This window comes from Sphingomonas sp. NBWT7, assembly GCF_014217605.1.
Taxonomy (GTDB): domain Bacteria; phylum Pseudomonadota; class Alphaproteobacteria; order Sphingomonadales; family Sphingomonadaceae; genus Sphingomonas.
In genome coordinates, this window is the sequence record NZ_CP043639.1 from 1,752,970 (window position 1) to 1,771,643 (window position 18,674).

General features: G+C 67.6%; 21 protein-coding genes and 1 tRNA gene. 7 read left to right on the forward strand and 15 right to left on the reverse strand.

What is annotated here, in order from left to right; genetic code table 11:
* Positions 1-11: 11 nt before the first annotated feature.
* Complete coding sequence (locus tag F1C10_RS08670) at positions 12-257, reverse strand: OsmC family protein (RefSeq protein ID WP_258042801.1); 246 nt, start codon at positions 255-257, stop codon at positions 12-14.
* A gap of 116 nt (positions 258-373) precedes the next feature.
* Positions 374-1,540, reverse strand: a complete 1,167-nt coding sequence (locus F1C10_RS08675) for a phosphatidylserine/phosphatidylglycerophosphate/cardiolipin synthase family protein (protein ID WP_185205456.1) — start codon at positions 1,538-1,540, stop codon at positions 374-376.
* A gap of 117 nt (positions 1,541-1,657) precedes the next feature.
* On the opposite strand from F1C10_RS08675, the gene rpoZ reads away from it, so the two are divergent.
* Entirely contained in the window at positions 1,658-2,002 is a 345-nt protein-coding gene (gene rpoZ / locus F1C10_RS08680; protein ID WP_085808708.1) for a DNA-directed RNA polymerase subunit omega, read from the forward strand.
* Positions 2,003-2,768: 766 nt separating this feature from the next.
* Here rpoZ and F1C10_RS08685 read toward each other — a convergent pair.
* The gene (locus F1C10_RS08685) at positions 2,769-3,458 is read right to left on the reverse strand and encodes an RlmE family RNA methyltransferase (RefSeq protein WP_185210152.1); all 690 of its coding nucleotides are present in this window, start codon (positions 3,456-3,458) and stop codon (positions 2,769-2,771) included.
* A 19-nt stretch (positions 3,459-3,477) separates the two neighbouring features.
* Complete coding sequence (locus F1C10_RS08690) at positions 3,478-4,530, reverse strand: Ppx/GppA phosphatase family protein (protein WP_144037093.1); 1,053 nt, start codon at positions 4,528-4,530, stop codon at positions 3,478-3,480.
* Positions 4,531-4,675: 145 nt separating this feature from the next.
* Here F1C10_RS08690 and F1C10_RS08695 point away from each other — a divergent pair.
* The 4 genes from F1C10_RS08695 to F1C10_RS08710 all read left to right on the forward strand — a co-directional run bounded on the left by F1C10_RS08695 (position 4,676) and on the right by F1C10_RS08710 (position 6,658).
* A tRNA-Gln gene (locus F1C10_RS08695) sits at positions 4,676-4,749 on the forward strand.
* A 174-nt stretch (positions 4,750-4,923) separates the two neighbouring features.
* Positions 4,924-5,316, forward strand: coding sequence for an EF-hand domain-containing protein (locus F1C10_RS08700; protein WP_308458051.1), 393 nt, complete (start codon positions 4,924-4,926; stop codon positions 5,314-5,316).
* Positions 5,313-6,446 (forward strand): tRNA guanosine(34) transglycosylase Tgt, encoded by a 1,134-nt coding sequence (gene tgt / locus F1C10_RS08705; protein ID WP_185205459.1) that lies wholly within the window; start codon positions 5,313-5,315, stop codon positions 6,444-6,446. Before F1C10_RS08700 ends, tgt begins: the two co-directional genes overlap by 4 nt.
* 29 nt (positions 6,447-6,475) lie before the next feature.
* Complete coding sequence (locus F1C10_RS08710) at positions 6,476-6,658, forward strand: hypothetical protein (protein WP_085808711.1); 183 nt, start codon at positions 6,476-6,478, stop codon at positions 6,656-6,658.
* Between the two features lie 74 nt (positions 6,659-6,732).
* Here the strand turns inward: F1C10_RS08710 and F1C10_RS08715 are convergent, their stop codons facing one another.
* The 10 genes from F1C10_RS08715 to gltX all read right to left on the reverse strand — a co-directional run bounded on the left by F1C10_RS08715 (position 6,733) and on the right by gltX (position 15,379).
* On the reverse strand, positions 6,733-8,100 hold the full coding sequence (locus F1C10_RS08715) for a cytochrome P450 (RefSeq protein WP_185205461.1): 1,368 nt from the start codon (positions 8,098-8,100) through the stop codon (positions 6,733-6,735).
* Positions 8,101-8,176: 76 nt separating this feature from the next.
* Positions 8,177-9,058 (reverse strand): bestrophin family protein, encoded by an 882-nt coding sequence (locus F1C10_RS08720; protein WP_185205463.1) that lies wholly within the window; start codon positions 9,056-9,058, stop codon positions 8,177-8,179.
* A 123-nt stretch (positions 9,059-9,181) separates the two neighbouring features.
* Complete coding sequence (gene ribH, locus F1C10_RS08725) at positions 9,182-9,601, reverse strand: 6,7-dimethyl-8-ribityllumazine synthase (RefSeq protein ID WP_085808714.1); 420 nt, start codon at positions 9,599-9,601, stop codon at positions 9,182-9,184.
* Complete coding sequence (locus F1C10_RS08730) at positions 9,601-10,122, reverse strand: hypothetical protein (RefSeq protein ID WP_185205465.1); 522 nt, start codon at positions 10,120-10,122, stop codon at positions 9,601-9,603. Before F1C10_RS08730 ends, ribH begins: the two co-directional genes overlap by 1 nt.
* Positions 10,122-11,273, reverse strand: a complete 1,152-nt coding sequence (ribB, locus tag F1C10_RS08735) for a 3,4-dihydroxy-2-butanone-4-phosphate synthase (protein WP_185205466.1) — start codon at positions 11,271-11,273, stop codon at positions 10,122-10,124. The genes F1C10_RS08730 and ribB overlap by 1 nt, the downstream gene beginning before the upstream one ends.
* Positions 11,257-11,871 carry a riboflavin synthase gene (locus tag F1C10_RS08740; protein ID WP_185205468.1) on the reverse strand — a complete coding sequence of 205 codons (615 nt, stop codon included), beginning with the start codon at positions 11,869-11,871 and terminating at the stop codon, positions 11,257-11,259. The genes ribB and F1C10_RS08740 overlap by 17 nt, the downstream gene beginning before the upstream one ends.
* On the reverse strand, positions 11,853-12,824 hold the full coding sequence (gene ribD / locus F1C10_RS08745; RefSeq protein WP_185210153.1) for a bifunctional diaminohydroxyphosphoribosylaminopyrimidine deaminase/5-amino-6-(5-phosphoribosylamino)uracil reductase RibD: 972 nt from the start codon (positions 12,822-12,824) through the stop codon (positions 11,853-11,855). The genes F1C10_RS08740 and ribD overlap by 19 nt, the downstream gene beginning before the upstream one ends.
* Before the next feature lie 20 nt (positions 12,825-12,844).
* A complete protein-coding gene (locus tag F1C10_RS08750; RefSeq protein ID WP_185205470.1) occupies positions 12,845-13,192 on the reverse strand; it encodes a hypothetical protein in 348 nt (115 codons plus the stop codon).
* 98 nt (positions 13,193-13,290) lie between these two features.
* Positions 13,291-13,944 (reverse strand): energy transducer TonB, encoded by a 654-nt coding sequence (locus tag F1C10_RS08755; RefSeq protein WP_185205472.1) that lies wholly within the window; start codon positions 13,942-13,944, stop codon positions 13,291-13,293.
* Between the two features lie 103 nt (positions 13,945-14,047).
* Positions 14,048-15,379 (reverse strand): glutamate--tRNA ligase, encoded by a 1,332-nt coding sequence (gene gltX / locus F1C10_RS08760; RefSeq protein WP_185205474.1) that lies wholly within the window; start codon positions 15,377-15,379, stop codon positions 14,048-14,050.
* A 126-nt stretch (positions 15,380-15,505) separates the two neighbouring features.
* Between gltX and F1C10_RS08765 the strand changes: the two genes are divergently transcribed.
* Positions 15,506-16,441: a ribose-phosphate pyrophosphokinase gene (locus F1C10_RS08765; protein ID WP_185205476.1), complete on the forward strand. Its 936-nt coding sequence runs from the start codon at positions 15,506-15,508 to the stop codon at positions 16,439-16,441.
* A 98-nt stretch (positions 16,442-16,539) separates the two neighbouring features.
* On the opposite strand, the gene F1C10_RS08770 is transcribed toward F1C10_RS08765, so the two are convergent.
* Entirely contained in the window at positions 16,540-16,866 is a 327-nt protein-coding gene (locus tag F1C10_RS08770; RefSeq protein ID WP_185205478.1) for a pilus assembly protein PilZ, read from the reverse strand.
* A 120-nt stretch (positions 16,867-16,986) separates the two neighbouring features.
* On the opposite strand from F1C10_RS08770, the gene F1C10_RS08775 reads away from it, so the two are divergent.
* Positions 16,987-18,633 carry a lysine--tRNA ligase gene (locus F1C10_RS08775; RefSeq protein WP_185205479.1) on the forward strand — a complete coding sequence of 549 codons (1,647 nt, stop codon included), beginning with the start codon at positions 16,987-16,989 and terminating at the stop codon, positions 18,631-18,633.
* Positions 18,634-18,674: the final 41 nt, after the last annotated feature.

The following is an 18,674-nucleotide window of genomic DNA, read 5'->3' on the forward strand; positions in this document are numbered from 1 at the left end:
CGGTCGGCGCGTCATGCGTTGATGTAGGTTGCGGCGTAGCGCACTGAAAACTTCACCGAGCGCGCAATGAAGCACACCTGCGCGATCTCGCCATGGCCCAGCGGATCGTCGGCATAGGCGCTGACTGCGATGCCCGCCGCGCTCGCCAAGTGAAGATACCACAGCATGCGGCACGCCGAGAGCGCGGCGATCAGCAGATCCTCAGGATTGTGCAGCGCCGGATCGCCGCCTAGCCGCGGATGGTTCGAACATCGCACCGCCGGCTTGCCCGGCGTCTCGATCGACTAGGTGCGATCATAGCCCAGGTAACGCGCCGTCCCGTCGCCCCGGTCGCCCGTCCAGGCAATGCGTGGGCTGTAGTCGTGCGACACGCTCATTCGTCGATCCCGAAATTGAGGCTTCGTGACAGGAACGGATCGGCGACCCCGACGATCAGATAGGCCACGAACTGCTTGGTGCGCTGCCACAGCCCGGTTGCGGCGAGGTAGCGGTCGAGCGTGATCTCCTCCGAGCGCGCGATCTCGCCGTCGATATAGTCGCGCACATGCGCGGCGAATGCCGCATCCTCGATCCGCAGCATCAGTTCGAGATTGATGAACAGGCTGCGCATGTCGAAATTGGCGCTGCCGATATGCGTCGCGTCCCCCACGGCATAGAGCTTGGTGTGAAGCTTGGTGGGCAGGAATTCGAACACCCGCACGCCCTTCTTCAACAGCCCGCGATAGGTGAAGCGTGCGGCAGCGATCGTCGCATTGTTGTCCGACTTGCGCGCGGTGACGACGCGCACCGGCCGCCGCAACCGCCCAGCCTTGTCGAGCCGCCGCAACAGTGCGGGGCTGGGCGTGAAATAGGCTGCGATGATGTCGATTCGAGGTGCGACGCGCATGTCGGCACGCACGGCGCGTGCCCAGGGCGACAGGCGGCGCGTCGGCCCGCCGATCAGCCAGCGGACCGGCCCTTCGGTCTCGCTCCACCGCGCGAGATCGCGATTGAGCCGGCGCAGCTTCGCTTTTGGCGTGCGCACCCAAGCCTCCAGCGCGTCGAAATACCCGGCCATCCGGGCCGCCGCCGGCCCCTCGACCAGCAGCCCCAGGTCGCGCCATGCCTGGTCGTCGTCGGTGCCGAAATAATCGTCCTCAACGTTGAACCCGCCGACGATGATCCGCGCTGTCCCCGCCTCACCGTCGGCGAGCGCGAGCTTCTGGTGGTTGCGCAACAGGTAGCGCCGCCCGAGACGCGGCACGAACCGGCAGACCGAGACGCCCGCCTCCTCCATCCCGTCGAAGAAATTGTTCTCCGCCGCCTCACCGCTGCCGAAACCATCGACGATCAGCTGAACCACGACACCACGTCGCGCCGCGTCGATCAGCGCCGCCGAGACCTGGCGCCCGGACGCATCATCGGCGTAGATATAGTAGAGGATGCGCAACGACGTGCGCGCGCCGCCGATCAGATCGAGCAGCGCGGCCAGCCGCTCTGGGCCCTCGGCGAGCAGTGTCAGCCGGTTGTCGTCGACGGTGAAGGGGGTGGCGCTGGTCATCGGGCGGTGATGGCGTGCGCACGCCGCCGCGGCAACCCGCGCGCTTCCTTGACTTGGCGCCTGCCCGCGCGTAGGTCGCGGCGCTTCATCTATCGGTATTTTGCGAAGGAAGCGTCCATGGCGCGCGTCACCGTCGAGGATTGCGTCGACAAGATCCCCAACCGCTTCGATCTGGTCCTGCTTGCAGCACAGCGCGCGCGGCAGGTGTCAGGCGGCGCCGAACTGACGATCGATCGCGATCGCGACAAGAATCCGGTCGTCGCGCTGCGCGAGATTGCCGAACAGACGGTGAAGCCGAAGGATCTCAAGGAATCGGTGATCCAGAGCCTGCAGCGCGTGCAGATCGATGACGAGGAAGAGGCCGACGCCGTCGGCTCGCTCGCCGCATCGGCCGAGGCGCTGCGGCTCACCGCCGCCGCCCCGCCGCGCAACCAGAACCTCGGCGCCGACTACGAAGGCTGAGGCTAAGGGCCGGAATTAGCACAAGCCAATTCCGGATAGACCGAAGCCACGGCCGACGGGTCGGCAAAGCCGAACCCCGTCCGACGACCCGGGCTGGCCCGCGGCTAGTTCCGACAACCCAAAAAGCCGCAGCGGCAACGCTGCGGCTTTTGCGTTTCGCCTTTAGTCGCTCTCTCTTATCGGAGCACCGACGATCGCGGGCATCATGCCGCGTGCTCGTCATGCTCGCATTGCGTGCAATAGTGCCTCGCCTTCGCCTCGTCCGAAGCGCCGCCAGTCATTGATTCCGCCGCTCGACGAACAGGCATCGATCGATCGAGCGCAAAGGCTGCTACCGCGCCGCCGTGGACCTGATCGCGGCGTATCCCGCGAAGCGGCATCCGAAGTGCGATACGATGTCGTGATTTCCACGCGCCTCGGAAGCGCGCCTACGCCGCCGATTAGGCTGGTGCCGTCGCGATCCTGCCGAACACACGGCACCGCTACGTTGGGTTCGGCTAGAACGCCTATCTCGATGCGACCCCCGCATTCCTGCGCCGCGATCGCGCCGCCTGGAAGACCACGCGCGACCGTCTCCCCGCACCGTCGCTGCCGCACACGATCATCGGCTGTTCGACGATGCGAGACGAGCCCTCGCGATGCCGGCACCCGATCCGGGCGAACAGTGGCGCCGACATTTTCGTGGTCGACGCCCTGCTGCGCTGCTTCACCCGATCCTACCGGCAGGCCTACGCGGCCGCGGCCTGCCACGCAGCGCCCGGCGCGGCTATTCCTGCTCTTCCAGCGCCGACGCAGCCCGCCCCTTGAAGCCCTGCGCGACGACAAACCATTCCACCGAACCCTTGCGGCTCGCCGGCGGCTTGGCGTGCTTCACCGTCGTGAAATTCTTCTTGAGCAGCGCGACCAGCGTTGAATCGGCGCCGCCGGCGAACACCTTGGCGACGAACGCACCGCCGGGGCGCAGCACCGATATCGCGAAGTCGCTCGCCGCCTCGACCAGCCCCATCGTCCGCAACGCATCGGTCTGCGGATGCCCCACCGTATTCGCCGCCATGTCCGACAGGACGATGTCGGGCGCACCGCCGAGCTCGGCGATCAGCCGGTCGGGCGCATCGTCGTCCATGAAATCGAGCTGCAGGATCGTCACACCGTCGAGCGGATCGACCGGGAGCAGGTCGATGCCGACCACCGCGCATCCCGGCACCTGCCGGCGCACCACCTGGCTCCATCCACCCGGCGCCATGCCCAAATCGACGATCCGCTTCGCCCCCTTCAGGAAACCGAAGCGCTCGTCGAGCTCGATCAGCTTGTAGGCGGCGCGGCTGCGATATCCCTCCGCTTTGGCGCGGCGGACATAGGGGTCGTTCAGCTGGCGCTCGAGCCAGCGCGTCGACTGTGCTGTGCGTCGCCGTGCGGTCTTCACCCGCGTGCGCAGGCCACCACCATCTCTCACGATTGATCCTTCACGTCAGTCTCTATCGCGCCGTCGCCATCAGCCGCCGCAGAATCCCCTCGCGGATTCCACGGTCGGCAATGCCGAGCCGCTCGGCCGGCCACAGGTCGAGGATCGTCTCGAGGATCGCGCACCCAGCGACGACCAGATCGGCACGCTCGCGCCCGATGCACGGCAGCAGCGCGCGTTCGGCGATCGACAGATGCGCCAGCCGCTGGCTGATCGCGCGCATCGACGCCGAGGGCGCGATCAGCCCGTCGACCTGCGCGCGATCGTAGCGGTCGAGTCCCAAGTGAACGCTCGCCAGCGTCGTCACCGTTCCCGACGTGCCGAGCAGCCGCCGCGGCCCCTCCACCTTCGGTAGCCGCGCCGTAAACGGCGCGAAACTCTCGCGCACCAGCCCACGCATTCGTTCGTACACCGCCGCCAGCCCCGCCGGTCCCTCGCTACCGCTGCCGCCCGCGCTCTCGGTCAGCGACACGACGCCCCATGGCGCCGAATGCCAGTCGATCACCGTCGGCACTGTGGTCGAGGTGTCGATCAGGACCAGCTCGGTCGATCCGCCGCCGATATCGAATACCAGCGCGGGCGCATTGCCCGGTTCGAGCAGCACGTGGCAGCCGAGCACCGCGAGCCGCGCCTCCTCCTCTGCCGAGATCACGTCGAGGTGGATGCCCGTCTCCTCGTGCGCGCGGGCAATGAACGCCGCGCCGTTAGAGGCGCGTCGGCACGCCTCGGTCGCGACAGATCGCGCCAGGGTGACGTTGCGCCGCTTCAACTTCTCGGAGCAGATCCGCAGCGCACCGATCGTGCGCTCGATCGCCGCGTCGGACAGCCGCCCGCTCGTCGCCAGCCCCTCGCCCAGCCGCACGATGCGCGAGAAGGCGTCGACCACCGCGAAGCCATCGCCCTGCGGCCGCGCGATCAGCAGGCGGCAATTGTTGGTGCCCAGATCAAGCGCGGCATAATGGCGCGCGAAGCCCTGGCGTAGCCGGGCCGCTGACGGGCCCTCGGAGGCCGGACGGGCGCGGGATGGATCGCGCCGGTACGGCAAGTCGGCGGATTGTTGCGCCACGTGCCGTTGCTTTCATTCTATGTTCTGCCGTCACGGACATTGCGTCCGTTCGGTGCTTGGGCCTGAAGCTAGCGTGCAGTGCCGCAAGCTGCAAGCGGGCGCTTGACCTTGCCGGCGGAGCGGCTTAGAGGCGCGGCCCTGCCGGTGCCCGATCCTCTAATGGTAAGAGAGCGGACTCTGACTCCGTCAATCAAGGTTCGAGTCCTTGTCGGGCATCCAGCAGCTCCCCAAACCGCCAGTAGATCAGTGACGCGCTGCCCCGCGGGCCGCGGCAATTCCTGGCGACTGTCGTCGAAGAGCGCCTGACCGATGCTGATCCTCTCGCTCCTGCTCCAGGCGGCCTCGCCGCAACCAGGCGGTCCCCCGCCATTACCGGCACAGCCGCCTGCGACAATGGCGTTCGAACCGGCCGCGATGCTGATCGCGACGTTCGACGCCGACGGCGATGCCCGCGTCACCCATGCGGAGCTGGAAGCCGGTGTCCGTCGCAGCTTCACCGCGATCGACACCGCCAACGCAGGCACGCTCGGCTACATTGCCTTTGCCGACTGGGCCGAGCGCTATCTCGGCGATCGCAACGCTTTGCCGAGCCCGTTCGAGACCGACAGTGATGGTGACAACCGCATCTCGCTGGCCGAGCTCCAGGCCAAGATGCGCGAATTCTTCACCCGCTACGATCGGGACAAGGACGGCGCCGTCACGCGCGCCGAATTGCTGACGATCCGCGCCCGCGCCTATGGCGACGATCGCGTGCCGCCACCCGGGCGAAAGCCGCGCCGGCGATGAACGAGCGCTTCGCCTTCACCATTGAGGCGACCGACGGCGCGGCGCGCACCGGCGCGATCGCGATGCACCGCGGCACGATCCGGACACCTGCCTTCATGCCCGTCGGCACTGCCGCAACCGTCAAGGCGATGAAGCCCGCTGACGTCGCGGCGACCGGCGCGGATATCATCCTCGGTAATACCTATCACCTGATGCTGCGCCCCGGGGCGGAGCGCGTCGCGCGGCTCGGCGGGCTCCACGCCTTCATGGGCTGGGATCGCCCGATCCTTACTGATTCGGGCGGGTATCAGGTGATGAGCCTCGCCGATCTCACCAAGCGGTCGGAAGAAGGCATTACCTTCAAGTCGCATCTCGACGGCACGCGCCACCTGCTCAGCCCCGAACGCTCGATCGAGATCCAGCGGCTGCTCGGGTCGAACATCGTCATGGCGTTCGACGAACTCGTGCCGACGACGTCGACGCGCGAGGTGCAGGCGGCGGCCATGGAGCGATCGATGCGCTGGGCGAAGCGCAGCCGCGCCGCGTTCGACGCCGGCGGCGCGCATGCCGCGCAGAACGCGATCTTCGGCATTCAGCAGGGCGCGCTCGACGAAGGCTTTCGCAAGGCGAGCGCCGACGCGCTGATCGACATCGGCTTCGATGGCTATGCGATCGGCGGTCTCGCGGTCGGCGAAGGGCAGGAGGCGATGTTCGGCTGCCTCGATTTCGCCCCCGGCCAACTGCCGGCGGATCGGCCGCGCTACCTGATGGGGGTCGGCAAACCCGACGACATCGTCGGCGCGGTCGAGCGCGGGGTCGACATGTTCGATTGCGTGCTGCCGACGCGCTCGGGGCGCACAGGGCAGGCGTTCACGCGCAACGGGCCGCTCAACATCCGCAACGCGCGCTTCAACGAGGATCAGGGCCCGCTCGATCTCGACTGCGGCTGCCCGACCTGCGCCGGCTGGAGCCGCGCCTATCTCCATCACCTCGTCCGCAGTGGCGAGATCCTCGGCGCCATGCTGATGACCGAGCACAACATCTTCTTCTACGAGGCGCTGATGGCGGATCTGCGCGCGGCGATCGCCGAGGCGCGGTTGAAAACATTCGCCGACGGCTTTCGCGCGCGATATCAGCGGGGCAAAGGCTGACGTCCGGCCAGAAATTGCGGAGAGTAAGCGTGTCCGACGAACCCAATGAGATCCTCGCCGCCGCCGCCGCGGCGAAGCAGCATCAGACCGCCGCCAACGACGCGCGCCGCGATCGCAAGGGCTGGGATCTCGGCAAGATCGGGCTTGGCGTCGGCATCGGCTCGGCCGCGGTCGCCGCCGCGGTGATCTTCGCCAACCGCAAGAAGGACTGACGCGCCTCGGGATCGGCGCAGCGCCGATCCCGATCTTGGCATCACGCGTCTGGCGAGCGCACTGATCTATACCGTCAGACCGGAACGAACCGCACCGGCAGGCCGTCCTTGGGCTTCGGGATCGGGAAGATCTGCCAGTCCGCGCCCGCCCCCGGCGCCAGCTCGATACGATAGCGGCTCAGCAGCTGCGCCATCAGGATGCGGATCTGCATCGTCGCGAAGTGCAGGCCGATGCACATATGCGCGCCGCCGCCGAACGGCACCCAGGCGAAGCGGTGCCGTCCCTTCGACGCTTCGGGCGAGAAGCGCATCGGATCGAACGTCTCGGGATTGGGCCAGTGCTCGGGCATGTGGTGCGTGTAGGCGGTGTTGACGCCGACGAACGTGCCCGCCGGAATGTGATAGCCGCCGAACTCGAAATCGCGCATCGCCCGGCGCGGGATCGACGGCACCGGCGGCATCAGTCGCAGCGACTCTTTGAACGCATATTCGGTCAGCACCAGGCGATCGAGTTGGCCGTACGGCACCGTCCCGTCGTTGCTGCCGAGATCGCCGATCTCTTCGCGCAACCGCTCCTGCCACTCGGTGTTGCGGCCGAGCAGCATGACGAGGCTCGTCGCCGACGACGTGATCGTGTCGTGCGCCGCCATCATCAGGAAGTTCATGTGATCGACGATCGCGTCGGCAGGCAGCGGCGCGCCGTGCTCGTCGGTCGCGCGGCAGAATTGCGAGAAGAAATCCTGCCCGCTGCCGTTGCGGCGGGCGGGGATCTCGCGGGTGAAGAAATCGACGAGATATTCGCGCGCCTTCACCCCCTTGCGCATCGACGTGCCGGGCAGCGGCGTGCGGATCGGCGACACCGACGCCTGAACCTCGTCGACGAACGCCTGGTTGATCCGCGCCGCCTCGTCACCCAGCGGCACGCCGAGAAAGCTCGTGGCGGCGAGATCAAGCGTCAGCGCCTTGATCGTCGGGTAGAAATCGAGCGGGCGGTTCGCCCAGCTGCCGACCTGCGCCGCGATGCCGGCGTTCAGCTCCTCGGCATAGTGTTTCATCGGTTCGGGCTTGAACGCCACCGACAGCGCCTTGCGATCGGCGCGATGCTTCTCGAAATCCATCAGCATCAGGCCGCGCGGAAAGACCAGGTTGAGCACCGGGCCCCAGCCTTGCTCGGACGAGAAATTTTTGTCCTTGTCGAACAGGACGAGCTCGTTCGCCTCCGGCCCAAGCAGCACCACCGAATCGCCGCCGAAGCTGTTGTTGCGATATACCGGCCCGTGCTTCGCCACCATCTTCCTGGTGAAGGCGAGCGGGTCCTTCAGCACCTCGAACGTGTTGCCGATGAAGGGCCAGCCGCGCTCGCCGGGAATCGCGTTCAGCGACGATGGCGGATTGAGCGGCAGCCAGTGCGGGTTGGCCTCGATCGTGTGCGCGTGCGGCATGGTGTATCTCTCCCTGCCGGCTCCAGCTCCGGCTTACTTACATCGGTATAAGTAAGCCGGAGCGGTTACGCCATCCCTACCATAATACGCCCTTCTCCGGCGTCAGCGGCGGCGGCGCCTCGTCGCCGATCGACTGCAACAGATCGATTTCGATCGTGCGGCACATCGCGTTCAGCGGCACGTCGTGGATCGTATTGGCAAACGGATCGACCAGGTCATCGCCAATCTGCAGGATGGCAAGGAACATCAGCCCCGCGATAGTCGATCCGATCGGCGTCGCGATTCCCAGCGTCTCGACCAGCCCGATCGGCAGCAACACACAGAACAGGCGCGTGAAGAACGTCGGGAAGAACCGATACTGGTTGGGCAGCGGCGTGTTCTTGATCCGCTCCATGCCGCCCTGCGCATTGGCGATGTCGACCAGCAGGCCCTCCAGATGCGCCTGCTGGATCGTGTCGATCATTCCCGCTTTGCGCGCGTCGTCGATCCGCCGCGAGGTACCGTCGAGAATGCCGTTGGCGATATTGGTCCGCTGCAGCGCCGGCTCCGCCTCACCGCGCGACAGGAAGCGCAGTACCTCGCCGTCGGCGGGCAGCTTGCGCAACTGGCAACGCAGCGCATTCACATAGGCGACGTGGCGCAGCACGATCGTGCGCTTCAGGTCGCGTGCCTCATCGGGCAGCATGCTGCGCGCGCCGCGCGCCAGGCTGCGTGAGGCATTGATCATCAGCCCCCACAGCCCGCGCCCTTCCCACCAGCGTTCGTACGCGGAGTTATCGCGGAAGCCGAGGAACAGTGCGAGCGCCGAGCCGAACAGCGTCAGCGGCAGTGACGGCGCGGTGAACGGCGCGAAGATGTACACCGCGGTGACGATGCAATCCCAGACGAACAATGCGGCCAGCGGGCGCCACACCTCGCTGACGATGTTGCTGAGCCGCGGGGAGGCGGTGGTAATCATATATCCGGATCAACTCGCTACGACAGGTGCGAAGCGCCCTACGCTCCGCGGGCGCTTCGGGTCCGTAACGAAGTTTTGCAGGAGGCTAGGAGGGCGCCTCCGGCCAGATTTAACCGGCTTTGATCAGCCGAGCCGCTCGCGCAGGTCGAGCATCGCCAACGCCGCCTGCGCCGCGCCACCGCCCTTGTTGAGCTGCGCGGGATCGGCCCGGGCGATCGCCTGTGCCTCGTTCTCGGTCGTCAAAATGCCGTTGCCGATCGGGATGCCGTCCATCGTCAGCGCCATGATCCCGCGCGCGCTCTCGTTCGAGACGATCTCGAAGTGATAGGTCTCACCGCGGATGACGACGCCCAGCGCGACGAACGCGTCGTAGCGCTCGCTCTCCGCCGCCATCGCGATCGCGCCGGGCACCTCGAGCGCGCCAGGCACCGTCAGCACCTCGGCCTGGTGCCCCGCTGCCTCGATCGCCGCGCGCGCGCCGGCGATCAGCATGTCGTTCAGGTGATCGTAGAAACGTGCCTCGACGATGAGGATGTTGGCCATCAGTCTTCCTTCGGTATGCCGTGCGCGACGAGACTGCCGCCCTGGTAGCGGGGATCGTCGCTGACCTCCCGTATCGTACCGGGCGGCGCGGGCAAGCCTCGCAGCCCACGGTCGTCGGGCCATTCGATCTCGGCGAGGATCAGCCCCGCCAGCGCCCCCTCGAAACGATCGACGCTGTAGGTCAGGTCGCCAGATACCAGATCGTAGCGCCGCTTGACGATCGCCGTACCCGGCAGTTCGGCGAGCAGCGCGTACTCAGGCTCGTCGAGATAGGCGGTGACGATCGCGCGCGCGAGCGGATCGTCCGCCGGATATTTCTTGGTCAGCTTCAGCGCGACACCGCCACCGCCGCTGTCGGTCATCCGCCGCAGCCGCATCCGCGTGCCCGCCAGATAGCGGTCCTCGATCAGCACGTGATCCGCCGGCAGCGGGGGCAGGCGTGTCGGATCGATCAGCCAGCGGCGCTCACGTTCGATGTGCGCGTATTTCGGCGCCGCCGCTTCGTCGGCGCCGGTTCGCATCACTCCCCGCCGGTGCCCGGGATCGGCCGCTCGCCGACGATCGACAGGCCATAGCCCTCGAGCCCGACCAGCGTGTGGTGGGTGTTGGTGAGCAGGATCATCTCCTCGACGCCCAGGTCCGCCAGGATCTGCGCGCCCACGCCATAGTCGCGCAGCTCCTCGACTTCGGGGGCGCCGGCGCTCTTGCCCTCGGCGCGCAGCTGCATGAAGCGGGTGATGACGCCCTTCATCGGCCGATTGATGACGACGATCACGCCCGCGCCTTCCTCGGCGATCAGCTCCATCGAATGCGACAGCAGCCCCGACCGCTCGGACGTCTCGCCGAACATGTCGACGAAGAAGCTCGCGGTGTGCATCCGCACCAGCGTCGGCTCGGCGGGATCGATCTTGCCCTTGACCAGCGCGATCGTCTCGTCGCCGGTCGCCTTGTTGTGGAACGTCATCGCCTTCCACTGCCCGCCCCACTTCGATTCGAACGCCATCTCGGCCTTCTTCTCGACGAGGTGGTCGTTGCGCCGGCGATAGGCGATGAGGTCGCGGATCGTGCCAATCTTGAGGTTGTGAAGCTGCGCGAACGAGACGAGGTCGTCCATCCGCGACATCGTCCCGTCCTCGTTCATGATCTCGCAGATCACGCCCGACGGATTGAGCCCGGCAAGCCGCGACACGTCGACCGCGGCCTCGGTATGCCCGGCACGCACCAGCACGCCGCCGTCGCGCGCGACCAGCGGGAAGACGTGGCCCGGCGTCACGATCTCGTCGCGGCTCTTCGACGCGTCGATGGCAACCGCGATCGTCCGCGCACGATCGGCGGCGGAGATACCCGTCGTCACCCCGTCGCGCGCCTCGATCGAGACGGTGAAGGCGGTCTCGTGCCGCGTGCCGTTGTGGCGGCTCATCAGATCGAGCCCGAGCGCGTCGACACGCGACTTGGTCATCGCCAGGCAGATCAGGCCGCGACCGTGCCGCGCCATGAAGTTGATCTTCTCGGGCGTCGCCATCTGCGCCGGGATCACCAGATCGCCCTCGTTCTCGCGATCTTCGTCGTCGACCAGGATGAACATCCGGCCGTTCTTCGCCTCGTCGATGATTTCCTCGGGCGTCGAGAGGAAGGCGTGGCGCAGGCGCGCGAGCTCAGCGGGCTTTTGCACGATAATGTTCCATCCGTTGGAGGTAGCGGGCGAGGACGTCGATCTCGATGTTGACCGCGACGCCGGGCGCGAGCGCGGACAACGTGGTGACGGCCTGGGTATGCGGGATGATGTTGATCGCGAAGGTGCTCGATCCGTCAGGCGCATCGTCCACCGCGTTGACCGTCAGCGACACGCCGTCGACCGTCACCGATCCCTTGGGCGCGAGGAACGGCGCAAGATCGCTCGGCACGCGGAAGCGGACGCGCTTCGAATCGCCGTCGGCGGTGACGTCGATCACTTCGGCGACGCCGTCGACGTGCCCCGTCACGATATGCCCGCCGAGCTCGTCGCCGAGCTTCATCGCGCGTTCGAGGTTGAGGGGGCGTCCCTCGCTCCACTGGCCCTGCGCGCTGCGGCTGATCGTCTCGCCCGAGACGTCGAACGCAAGCCAGTTCGGCCCCTTGTCGACAACGGTCAGGCAGACACCAGAGCAGGCGACCGACGCGCCAAGATCGATCTCGGCGGTTTCATAGGCGGTGCGGACGACGACGCGGGTGTCACCGCGCGTCTCGACGCGCGCAATCTCCCCGACGTCGGTTATGATCCCGGTAAACATCGCACCCGCTCGTAGACCTCGAGCCGGTCGCTGCCAAGCTGGCGCGCATCGGTCAAATCCCAGCGGCCGTGCGCGTCGCCGAGCGCGCCCAGCCCGATATCGCCGAGCGCCGGCCGCCCGCCGCCGATCAGAATCGGCGCGCGGTACAGCAGCAGCCGGTCGACAAGGTCCGCGGTGAGGAACGCGGACGCCGCCCCCGCACCCCCCTCAACGAAAAGATGGTCGCCCGGCAGTCCGGCGATCGCGCCGGGCGCGGCGATGACGGTTACGCCGTCCGCGTCAGGCAGGCGATCCGATCGGCTCGACAGGACGACGCGCTGCGGCGCGCGCGACTCCAGCCCCGGCAGGCGGACGTCGAGCGTGGGGCGGTCGATCTCCCACGTTTCGCGGCCGACCAGGATCGCCTCGTGCCGGCTGCGCTCGAGATGCGCGTGCGCGCGCGCTTCGGCGCCGGTGATCCAGCGACTCTCCCCGTCGGCACGCGCAATGCATCCGTCGAGCGAGGTGGCAAGCTTGAGCGTTACCTGCGGCCTGCCATGCGCAAGGCGTGTCAGGAACCCTGCCATCGCCGCCTGCGCTTCTGCCGCCCGCACGCCGCTGGTCGTCGCGATCCCCGCCGTGGCAAGCCGCGCCAGCCCCTTGCCGTCGGTCCGTGGATCGGGGTCGCCGCTGCCGACCACGACGCGCCCCACCCCGGCCGTTACCAGCAGGTCGGCGCAGGCCGGCCCACGCGCCGACTGGTGCGCGCACGGCTCCAGCGTGACATAGGCAGTCGCCCCGCGCGCGCCGTTGCCCGCCTGCGCCAGCGCCATCGCCTCGGCATGCGGACGCCCGCCCGGCTGCGTCCAGCCGCGCCCGACGATCCGACCATCACCAACGATCACGCAGCCAACACTTGGGTTCGGGCTGGTCCGTCCGCGCCCGCGCGCGGCAAGCGCCAGCGCCGCCCCCATCCAGCGCGCGTCGTCGCTGGTTACAGCCCCCACTGGTTGAGCTTGTCGTCGATCCGCTTGAACTGCGCCTGCCGCGCCTCGCGCCGCTTGCGCTCGACGTCGATCGCCTTCTGCTTGATAGGTCCGTCGATCGCCTGCTGCGCGCGGATCTCGGCGTCGGTCCGGTCGAGCCGCCACTGCTGCACGTAGATGATCTTGGGGCGATATTCCTTCTCGATGTGCGAATCCTTGACGAACCCGATCAGGATCACGCCGGTCACCAGGATCGAAATCAGAAGGAACACCAGTTCGTACGGCTGGCGCTGCGCCAGGAACAGCCGCAGGTCGCGAACCGCGCGCAGCGGACTCATCCGGGCAAAGAAGTTCATCGCGTCGATATAGGGCTGCGGGAACGGCGCGACCAGCCCCGCCCCCGGAACGACACAACAGCGAAGGCGATGTCCGCTGCGGCCGCGCCCGCCGCTTACTATTGCAGTTCGAAGCGCACCGTCATCTCCTTGGTCGCCTCCACCGCCACGCCGTCACGCGTCGCTGGCTGGAAGCGCCATTTCGCCAGCGCCTGCGCGCGCGTCGCGCGGCAGAAGGCGTCGCTCGCCGCGCTGCTGCACGCCGCCGCGGTGACCCGCCCGTCGACACCGATCGTGACGCGCACCGTCACCCGCCCCTCGTGCTCGGCGCGACGCTCGCCCGGTGGATAGGCGGGCTGGAGATCACGCGCGTACGGCGGGTCGAGCTGCGCCCCGACCGTCACCGGCGCGGCAGGCGGATCTATCCGCACGGCCTCGCCCGGCGGCAACGGCGGTAAGGGCGGCAGTGGTGGCAACGGTGGGGGCAGCACGAAGTCGCCGTGCGTCGGCGGCAGTATCGGGATCGTTACGTCGACCCGCTCGGGCAATGCCGCGGACCGCGTATTCGCGACGGGTTTGGCTTCGGGCGGGATCGGTTCGGGCGGCGGGTCGATCGGCACGTTCTCGATCGTCAGTCCGCGATCGCGCTCCTTCACCTCGAACACCGGCGTCACGAAAAGCAGGGCACCGATCAGCCCTGCGTTGATACCGATGGCGACGATCAGGCTGCCGGGCTTGATCCCCTCCGGCGGGGCGTGACGGTCCGCGTACATGGTCTTACCTCTCCTCGATGCTGCTCCTTCCCGGGTATCTCGCCCAGATCGTGATGTTACAACGTATCTATGCTAGCGCAATACGTTTCATAAGGATGATCGATCAGCCTTGCCGGAGCCGGGCGAGCGCCCGATCACGGTCAATCAGCGGCAGCAACGCCGCCATGTCGGGCCCATGGTCGCGACCCGTCAGCGCACGGCGCAGCGGCAGGAACAGCACCTTGCCCTTGCGCCCAGTCGCTTCTTTGAGCCGCGCTGTCAGCGCGTGCCACGGGTCGTCCGACCAGTCGATCTCCGCCGCCGCCTCAGCTGCCGCAGCCAGATACCGGGCGTCGTCGCCAGCCACTGCCGCCGCGTCGATCGGCCCTTCGATCACCTGCCACCAGTCCGCCGCCTCGGCGAGGGTCGACAGGTTCGGCCGCACCGCCTCCCAGGCGCGTGCGTCCATCCCGGCCGGCAGCCGATCGGCGACGGCGGCATAAGGCAGTTGGTGAATGATCCGCGCGTTCACCTGCGCGAGCTCGCCCTCGTCGAACCGCGCCGGCGCGCGGCCGAAGCGGGCGAAATCGAACCCGGCGAGCAGCGGCGCCATCTCCACCACCGGCTCGACCGGGTCGCTGGTGCCGAGCCGTGCCAGCAGCGCGCGAATCGCCTGCGGCTCGATCCCGCCCGCGCGCAGCTCGTCCACCCCTAGGCTGCCGAGCCGCTTGGAAAGCTTGCCCTCCGCGCCCGTAAGCAGCGCGGCGTGCGCGAACGCCGGCGGCGTGCCGCCGAGCGCGGCGAACATCTGGATCTGCAGCGCGGTGTTGGCGACGTGATCCTCGCCGCGCACGACATGCGTAATTCCCAAGTCGACATCGTCGATCGCCGACGGCAGCATGTAGAGCCACGATCCGTCGGCGCGGCGGATCACCGGATCGCTCATCGTCGCCGGATCGAACCGCTGGGGCCCGCGTACCAGATCGTCCCACTCGACCGGCGCGTCGTGATCGAGGCGGAAGCGCCAGTGCGGCCGCACGCCATCAGCCTCCAGCCGCGCGCGATCGGCCTCGCTCAGCGCTAGCGCCGCGCGGTCGTAGATCGGCGGCAGCCCGCGGCCCAGCTGCACCTTGCGCTTGAGATCGAGCTCCTGGCTGGTCTCGTAGGCGGGATAGATCCGACCCGCCGCCACCAAAGTGTCGAACCGCGCCTGGTACAGCGCGAACCGGTCCGACTGGCGCACCTCGCAATCGGGCGTAAGGCCGAGCCACGCGAGATCCTCGCGGATCGCCGCGACGAACCGTTCCTCACTGCGCGCCGCGTCGGTATCGTCGATGCGCAGCAGGAAGCGCCCGCCGTTCGCGCGCGCCCACATCCAGTTGAACAGCGCAGTGCGGATGTTGCCGACGTGGAGCCGGCCGGTCGGCGACGGGGCGAAGCGGGTAACGATCGTCATGCGGCCAGCGGTTAGCGCGCGGCGCGCGCGACGCAAACCGCGCCGTGCATGCGCGCCCGATCGGTGACGCGAGATTGCAACATGGGGCCGGGCCGCTAAGGGGTCCGCGACGAAAGGGCGCAACGCATGAAACTGATGACGGGCAATTCGAACCTGCCGCTGGCACGGGACATCGCCGCCTATCTCGAGCTGCCGTTGACGGAGGCGCTGGTGCGCCGCTTCGCCGACGAGGAGATCTTTGTCGAGATCATGGAGAACGTCCGCGGCGAGGACGTCTTCCTGATTCAGTCGACCAGCTTCCCGGTCAACGACAACCTCATGGAGTTGCTGATCTGCATCGACGCGCTGAAACGCGCCTCGGCCAAGCGGATCACCGCGGTGCTGCCCTATTTCGGCTATGCCCGGCAGGACCGCAAACCCGGCCCGCGCACGCCGATCTCGGCCAAGCTCGTCGCCAACCTCATCACCACCGCGGGCGCCGATCGCGTGCTGTCGGTCGATCTCCATGCCGGGCAGATCCAGGGCTTCTTCGACATCCCGACCGACAATCTGTTCGGCGCGCCGGTGATGTCGGCGGATATCAACGCGCGCTTCGGCTCGAAGAACCTGATGGTCGTCTCGCCCGACGTCGGCGGCGTGGTGCGCGCGCGCGCGCTCGCCAAGCGGCTCAACAACGCGCCGCTCGCGATCGTCGACAAGCGGCGCGAGCGCGCCGGCGAATCGGAAGTGATGAACATCATCGGCGACGTCGAGGGGCGCTTCTGCATCCTGATCGACGATATCGTCGATTCGGCCGGCACCCTCTGCAATGCCGCCGCCGCGTTGAAGGAAGCCGGCGCGGAGGACGTCGTCGCCTATGTCACCCACGGCGTGCTGTCTGGGGGCGCGGTCGCGCGCGTCGAGGGATCGGTGCTGCGCGAACTCGTCATCACCGATTCGATCGGCAACGCGGAGGCGATCGAGGGCGCGAAGCGCATCCGCCACCTCACCATCGCCCCGCTGCTCGCCGAGGCGATCAAGCGTATCGCCGACGAGACGAGCGTGTCGTCGCTGTTCGACTAAGAGTTGGGGGCTCAGCGACTACTAAAAGAAAACGCCGCGGCTTAGCCGCGGCGTTGGACGGGTTCGGCGTTGCGACCCGCCAGCCGCCTTCGCTGCGCTCAGCTGTTCCCGAGTGCCACGATGTGGTCGAACACCGCCGGGTGCAGTGGCTTGGAGAACGCACAGCCGTAGCGGTACTTGTCGCGCCACGCGACCACCGCCTCCAACCCGGCGAGCCCCGGCAGCGTCAGCCACACCGTCGTGCCCGGCCACAGCGTGAAGCTCGTCTGCGCGCGGAATCCCGTCACCGACAGGTCGACCACTTCGATCTCGAAGCGGGTCGTGCCACGATCGCGCAGATGGGCGCGCATCCGCACCGCCTTGCGCAGCGCACGGCGGCTTTCTTCGCTTTCGCCCGGGATCGGAAGAGATGCAGCGTTATCCATGGGGCGAACTTATCCGCCGCATTCGTTACTTTTCGGCAAACGCACGCGCGGCCCATCGCCCACTCCCCACGGCCATGGATATAGCCATCGCCGCCCGCCGTCGCTACGTCGCACCGCACCATGACCGACGACGCAGCCGCCAGCATTCACGACGCCGCAGCCACCCCGACGGACGAGCGCCGCGCCGCCGCGCTCGAATCCAAGGCCTGGCCGTACGAGGAAGCGCGCAAGCTCATCAAGCGCTGGCCAGATGGCAAGCCGAACGGCGAGCCGATGCTGTTCGAGACCGGCTACGGCCCCTCGGGCCTGCCGCACATCGGCACCTTCCAGGAAGTGCTGCGCACCACCATGGTCCGCCGCGCCTATGAGGAGATGACGGGGCTTCCGACGCGGCTGGTGGCGTTCAGCGACGATATGGACGGGCTGCGCAAGGTGCCCGACAACGTACCCAACAAGGAATTGCTGGCGGCGAACCTCGGCAAGCCGCTGTCGCGCGTCCCCGATCCGTTCGGCAAGTTCGACAGTTTCGCCGCGCACAACAACGCCATGCTGCGCGACTTCCTCGATCGCTTCGGCTTCGACTACGAATTCGTCTCGTCGACTGACTATTACGCGTCGGGCCGCTTCGACGAGAAGCTGCGCGACGTGCTGCGCCATTACGACAAGATCATGGCGGTCATGCTGCCGACCCTGCGCGCCGAACGGCAGGCGACCTATTCCCCCGTCCTCCCGGTCAGCCCGACGAGCGGCATCGTCCTCCAGGTGCCGGTCGAGGTGGTCGACGCCGAGGCCGGGATCATTCGCTTCACCGACACCTCCGTTCCGGGGGGCGAGACGGTCGAGCAGTCGATCCTCGGCGGCAAGGCCAAGCTGCAGTGGAAGCCCGACTGGGGCATGCGCTGGGCCGCACTCGGCGTCGATTATGAGATGTACGGTAAGGACCTGATCGATTCGGGCGTGCTCGGCGGCAAGATCGCGCAGGTGCTCGGCGGGCGTAAGCCCGAAGGGCTGATCTACGAGCTGTTCCTCGACGCCAAGGGCGAGAAGATCTCCAAGTCGAAGGGTAACGGCCTGTCGATCGAGGAGTGGCTGACCTACGGCCCCGACGAGAGCATCGCCTTCTACATCTATCGCGAGCCCAAGAAGGCCAAGTCGCTCCACCTCGGCCTGATCCCGCGCGCGATCGACGACTATTGGCAGTTCCGCGCCAATTACGCTGGGCAAGGCTGGAAGGAACGGCTCGGCAACCCGGTGCACCACGTCCACTCGGGCGACGTGCCCGGCGAGACGCTGCCGGTCACCTTCGGGCTGCTGCTTAACCTCGTCGGCGTGATGGGCGAAGGCGCGACCAGCGCGCAGGTGTGGGGCTATCTCGCCAATTACCTGCCCGACGCCGCGCCGGAGAAGCACCCCGAGCTCGATCGCATGATCGGCTACGCGCTCGCCTACCACCGCGACTTCATCGCGCCGACGCTCAAGCGCCGCGCGCCCGAGGGGATCGAGATCGACGCACTGCGCCGTCTCGACGACGATCTCGCCGCGCTCAGCGAAGACGCCTCGGCCGAGGACATCCAGAACGTTGTCTACGAGATCGGCAAGAGCACGTTCGGCGACGCGGGCGGCTTCGCCGAACTGCGCGACTGGTTCAAGGCGCTGTACGAAACGCTCCTCGGCTCGAGCCAGGGCCCGCGCATGGGCAGCTTCATCCGCCTCTACGGCGTCTCCAACACCCGCCGCCTCATCGCCGAGGCCCTAACGGCGGCGTAACCGCGGCGATGCGTCGCGCCGCCGGTTGAGCTCAACGTTCG

What these genes read in the sequence shown, in the direction of transcription:
- F1C10_RS08765 (WP_185205476.1), top strand. Translation starts at nt 15,506, where the DNA reads ATGAAACTGATGACGGGCAATTCGAACCTGCCGCTGGCACGGGACATC.
- tgt (WP_185205459.1), top strand. Translation starts at nt 5,313, where the DNA reads ATGAACGAGCGCTTCGCCTTCACCATTGAGGCGACCGACGGCGCGGCG.
- F1C10_RS08715 (WP_185205461.1), bottom strand. Translation starts at nt 8,100, where the DNA reads ATGCCGCACGCGCACACGATCGAGGCCAACCCGCACTGGCTGCCGCTC.
- rpoZ (WP_085808708.1), top strand. Translation starts at nt 1,658, where the DNA reads ATGGCGCGCGTCACCGTCGAGGATTGCGTCGACAAGATCCCCAACCGC.
- F1C10_RS08730 (WP_185205465.1), bottom strand. Translation starts at nt 10,122, where the DNA reads ATGCGAACCGGCGCCGACGAAGCGGCGGCGCCGAAATACGCGCACATC.
- F1C10_RS08775 (WP_185205479.1), top strand. Translation starts at nt 16,987, where the DNA reads ATGACCGACGACGCAGCCGCCAGCATTCACGACGCCGCAGCCACCCCG.
- ribD (WP_185210153.1), bottom strand. Translation starts at nt 12,824, where the DNA reads ATGGGGGCGGCGCTGGCGCTTGCCGCGCGCGGGCGCGGACGGACCAGC.
- F1C10_RS08700 (WP_308458051.1), top strand. Translation starts at nt 4,924, where the DNA reads ATGGCGTTCGAACCGGCCGCGATGCTGATCGCGACGTTCGACGCCGAC.
- F1C10_RS08770 (WP_185205478.1), bottom strand. Translation starts at nt 16,866, where the DNA reads ATGGATAACGCTGCATCTCTTCCGATCCCGGGCGAAAGCGAAGAAAGC.
- F1C10_RS08750 (WP_185205470.1), bottom strand. Translation starts at nt 13,192, where the DNA reads ATGAACTTCTTTGCCCGGATGAGTCCGCTGCGCGCGGTTCGCGACCTG.
- F1C10_RS08755 (WP_185205472.1), bottom strand. Translation starts at nt 13,944, where the DNA reads ATGTACGCGGACCGTCACGCCCCGCCGGAGGGGATCAAGCCCGGCAGC.
- gltX (WP_185205474.1), bottom strand. Translation starts at nt 15,379, where the DNA reads ATGACGATCGTTACCCGCTTCGCCCCGTCGCCGACCGGCCGGCTCCAC.
- F1C10_RS08675 (WP_185205456.1), bottom strand. Translation starts at nt 1,540, where the DNA reads ATGACCAGCGCCACCCCCTTCACCGTCGACGACAACCGGCTGACACTG.
- ribH (WP_085808714.1), bottom strand. Translation starts at nt 9,601, where the DNA reads ATGGCCAACATCCTCATCGTCGAGGCACGTTTCTACGATCACCTGAAC.
- F1C10_RS08720 (WP_185205463.1), bottom strand. Translation starts at nt 9,058, where the DNA reads ATGATTACCACCGCCTCCCCGCGGCTCAGCAACATCGTCAGCGAGGTG.
- F1C10_RS08740 (WP_185205468.1), bottom strand. Translation starts at nt 11,871, where the DNA reads ATGTTTACCGGGATCATAACCGACGTCGGGGAGATTGCGCGCGTCGAG.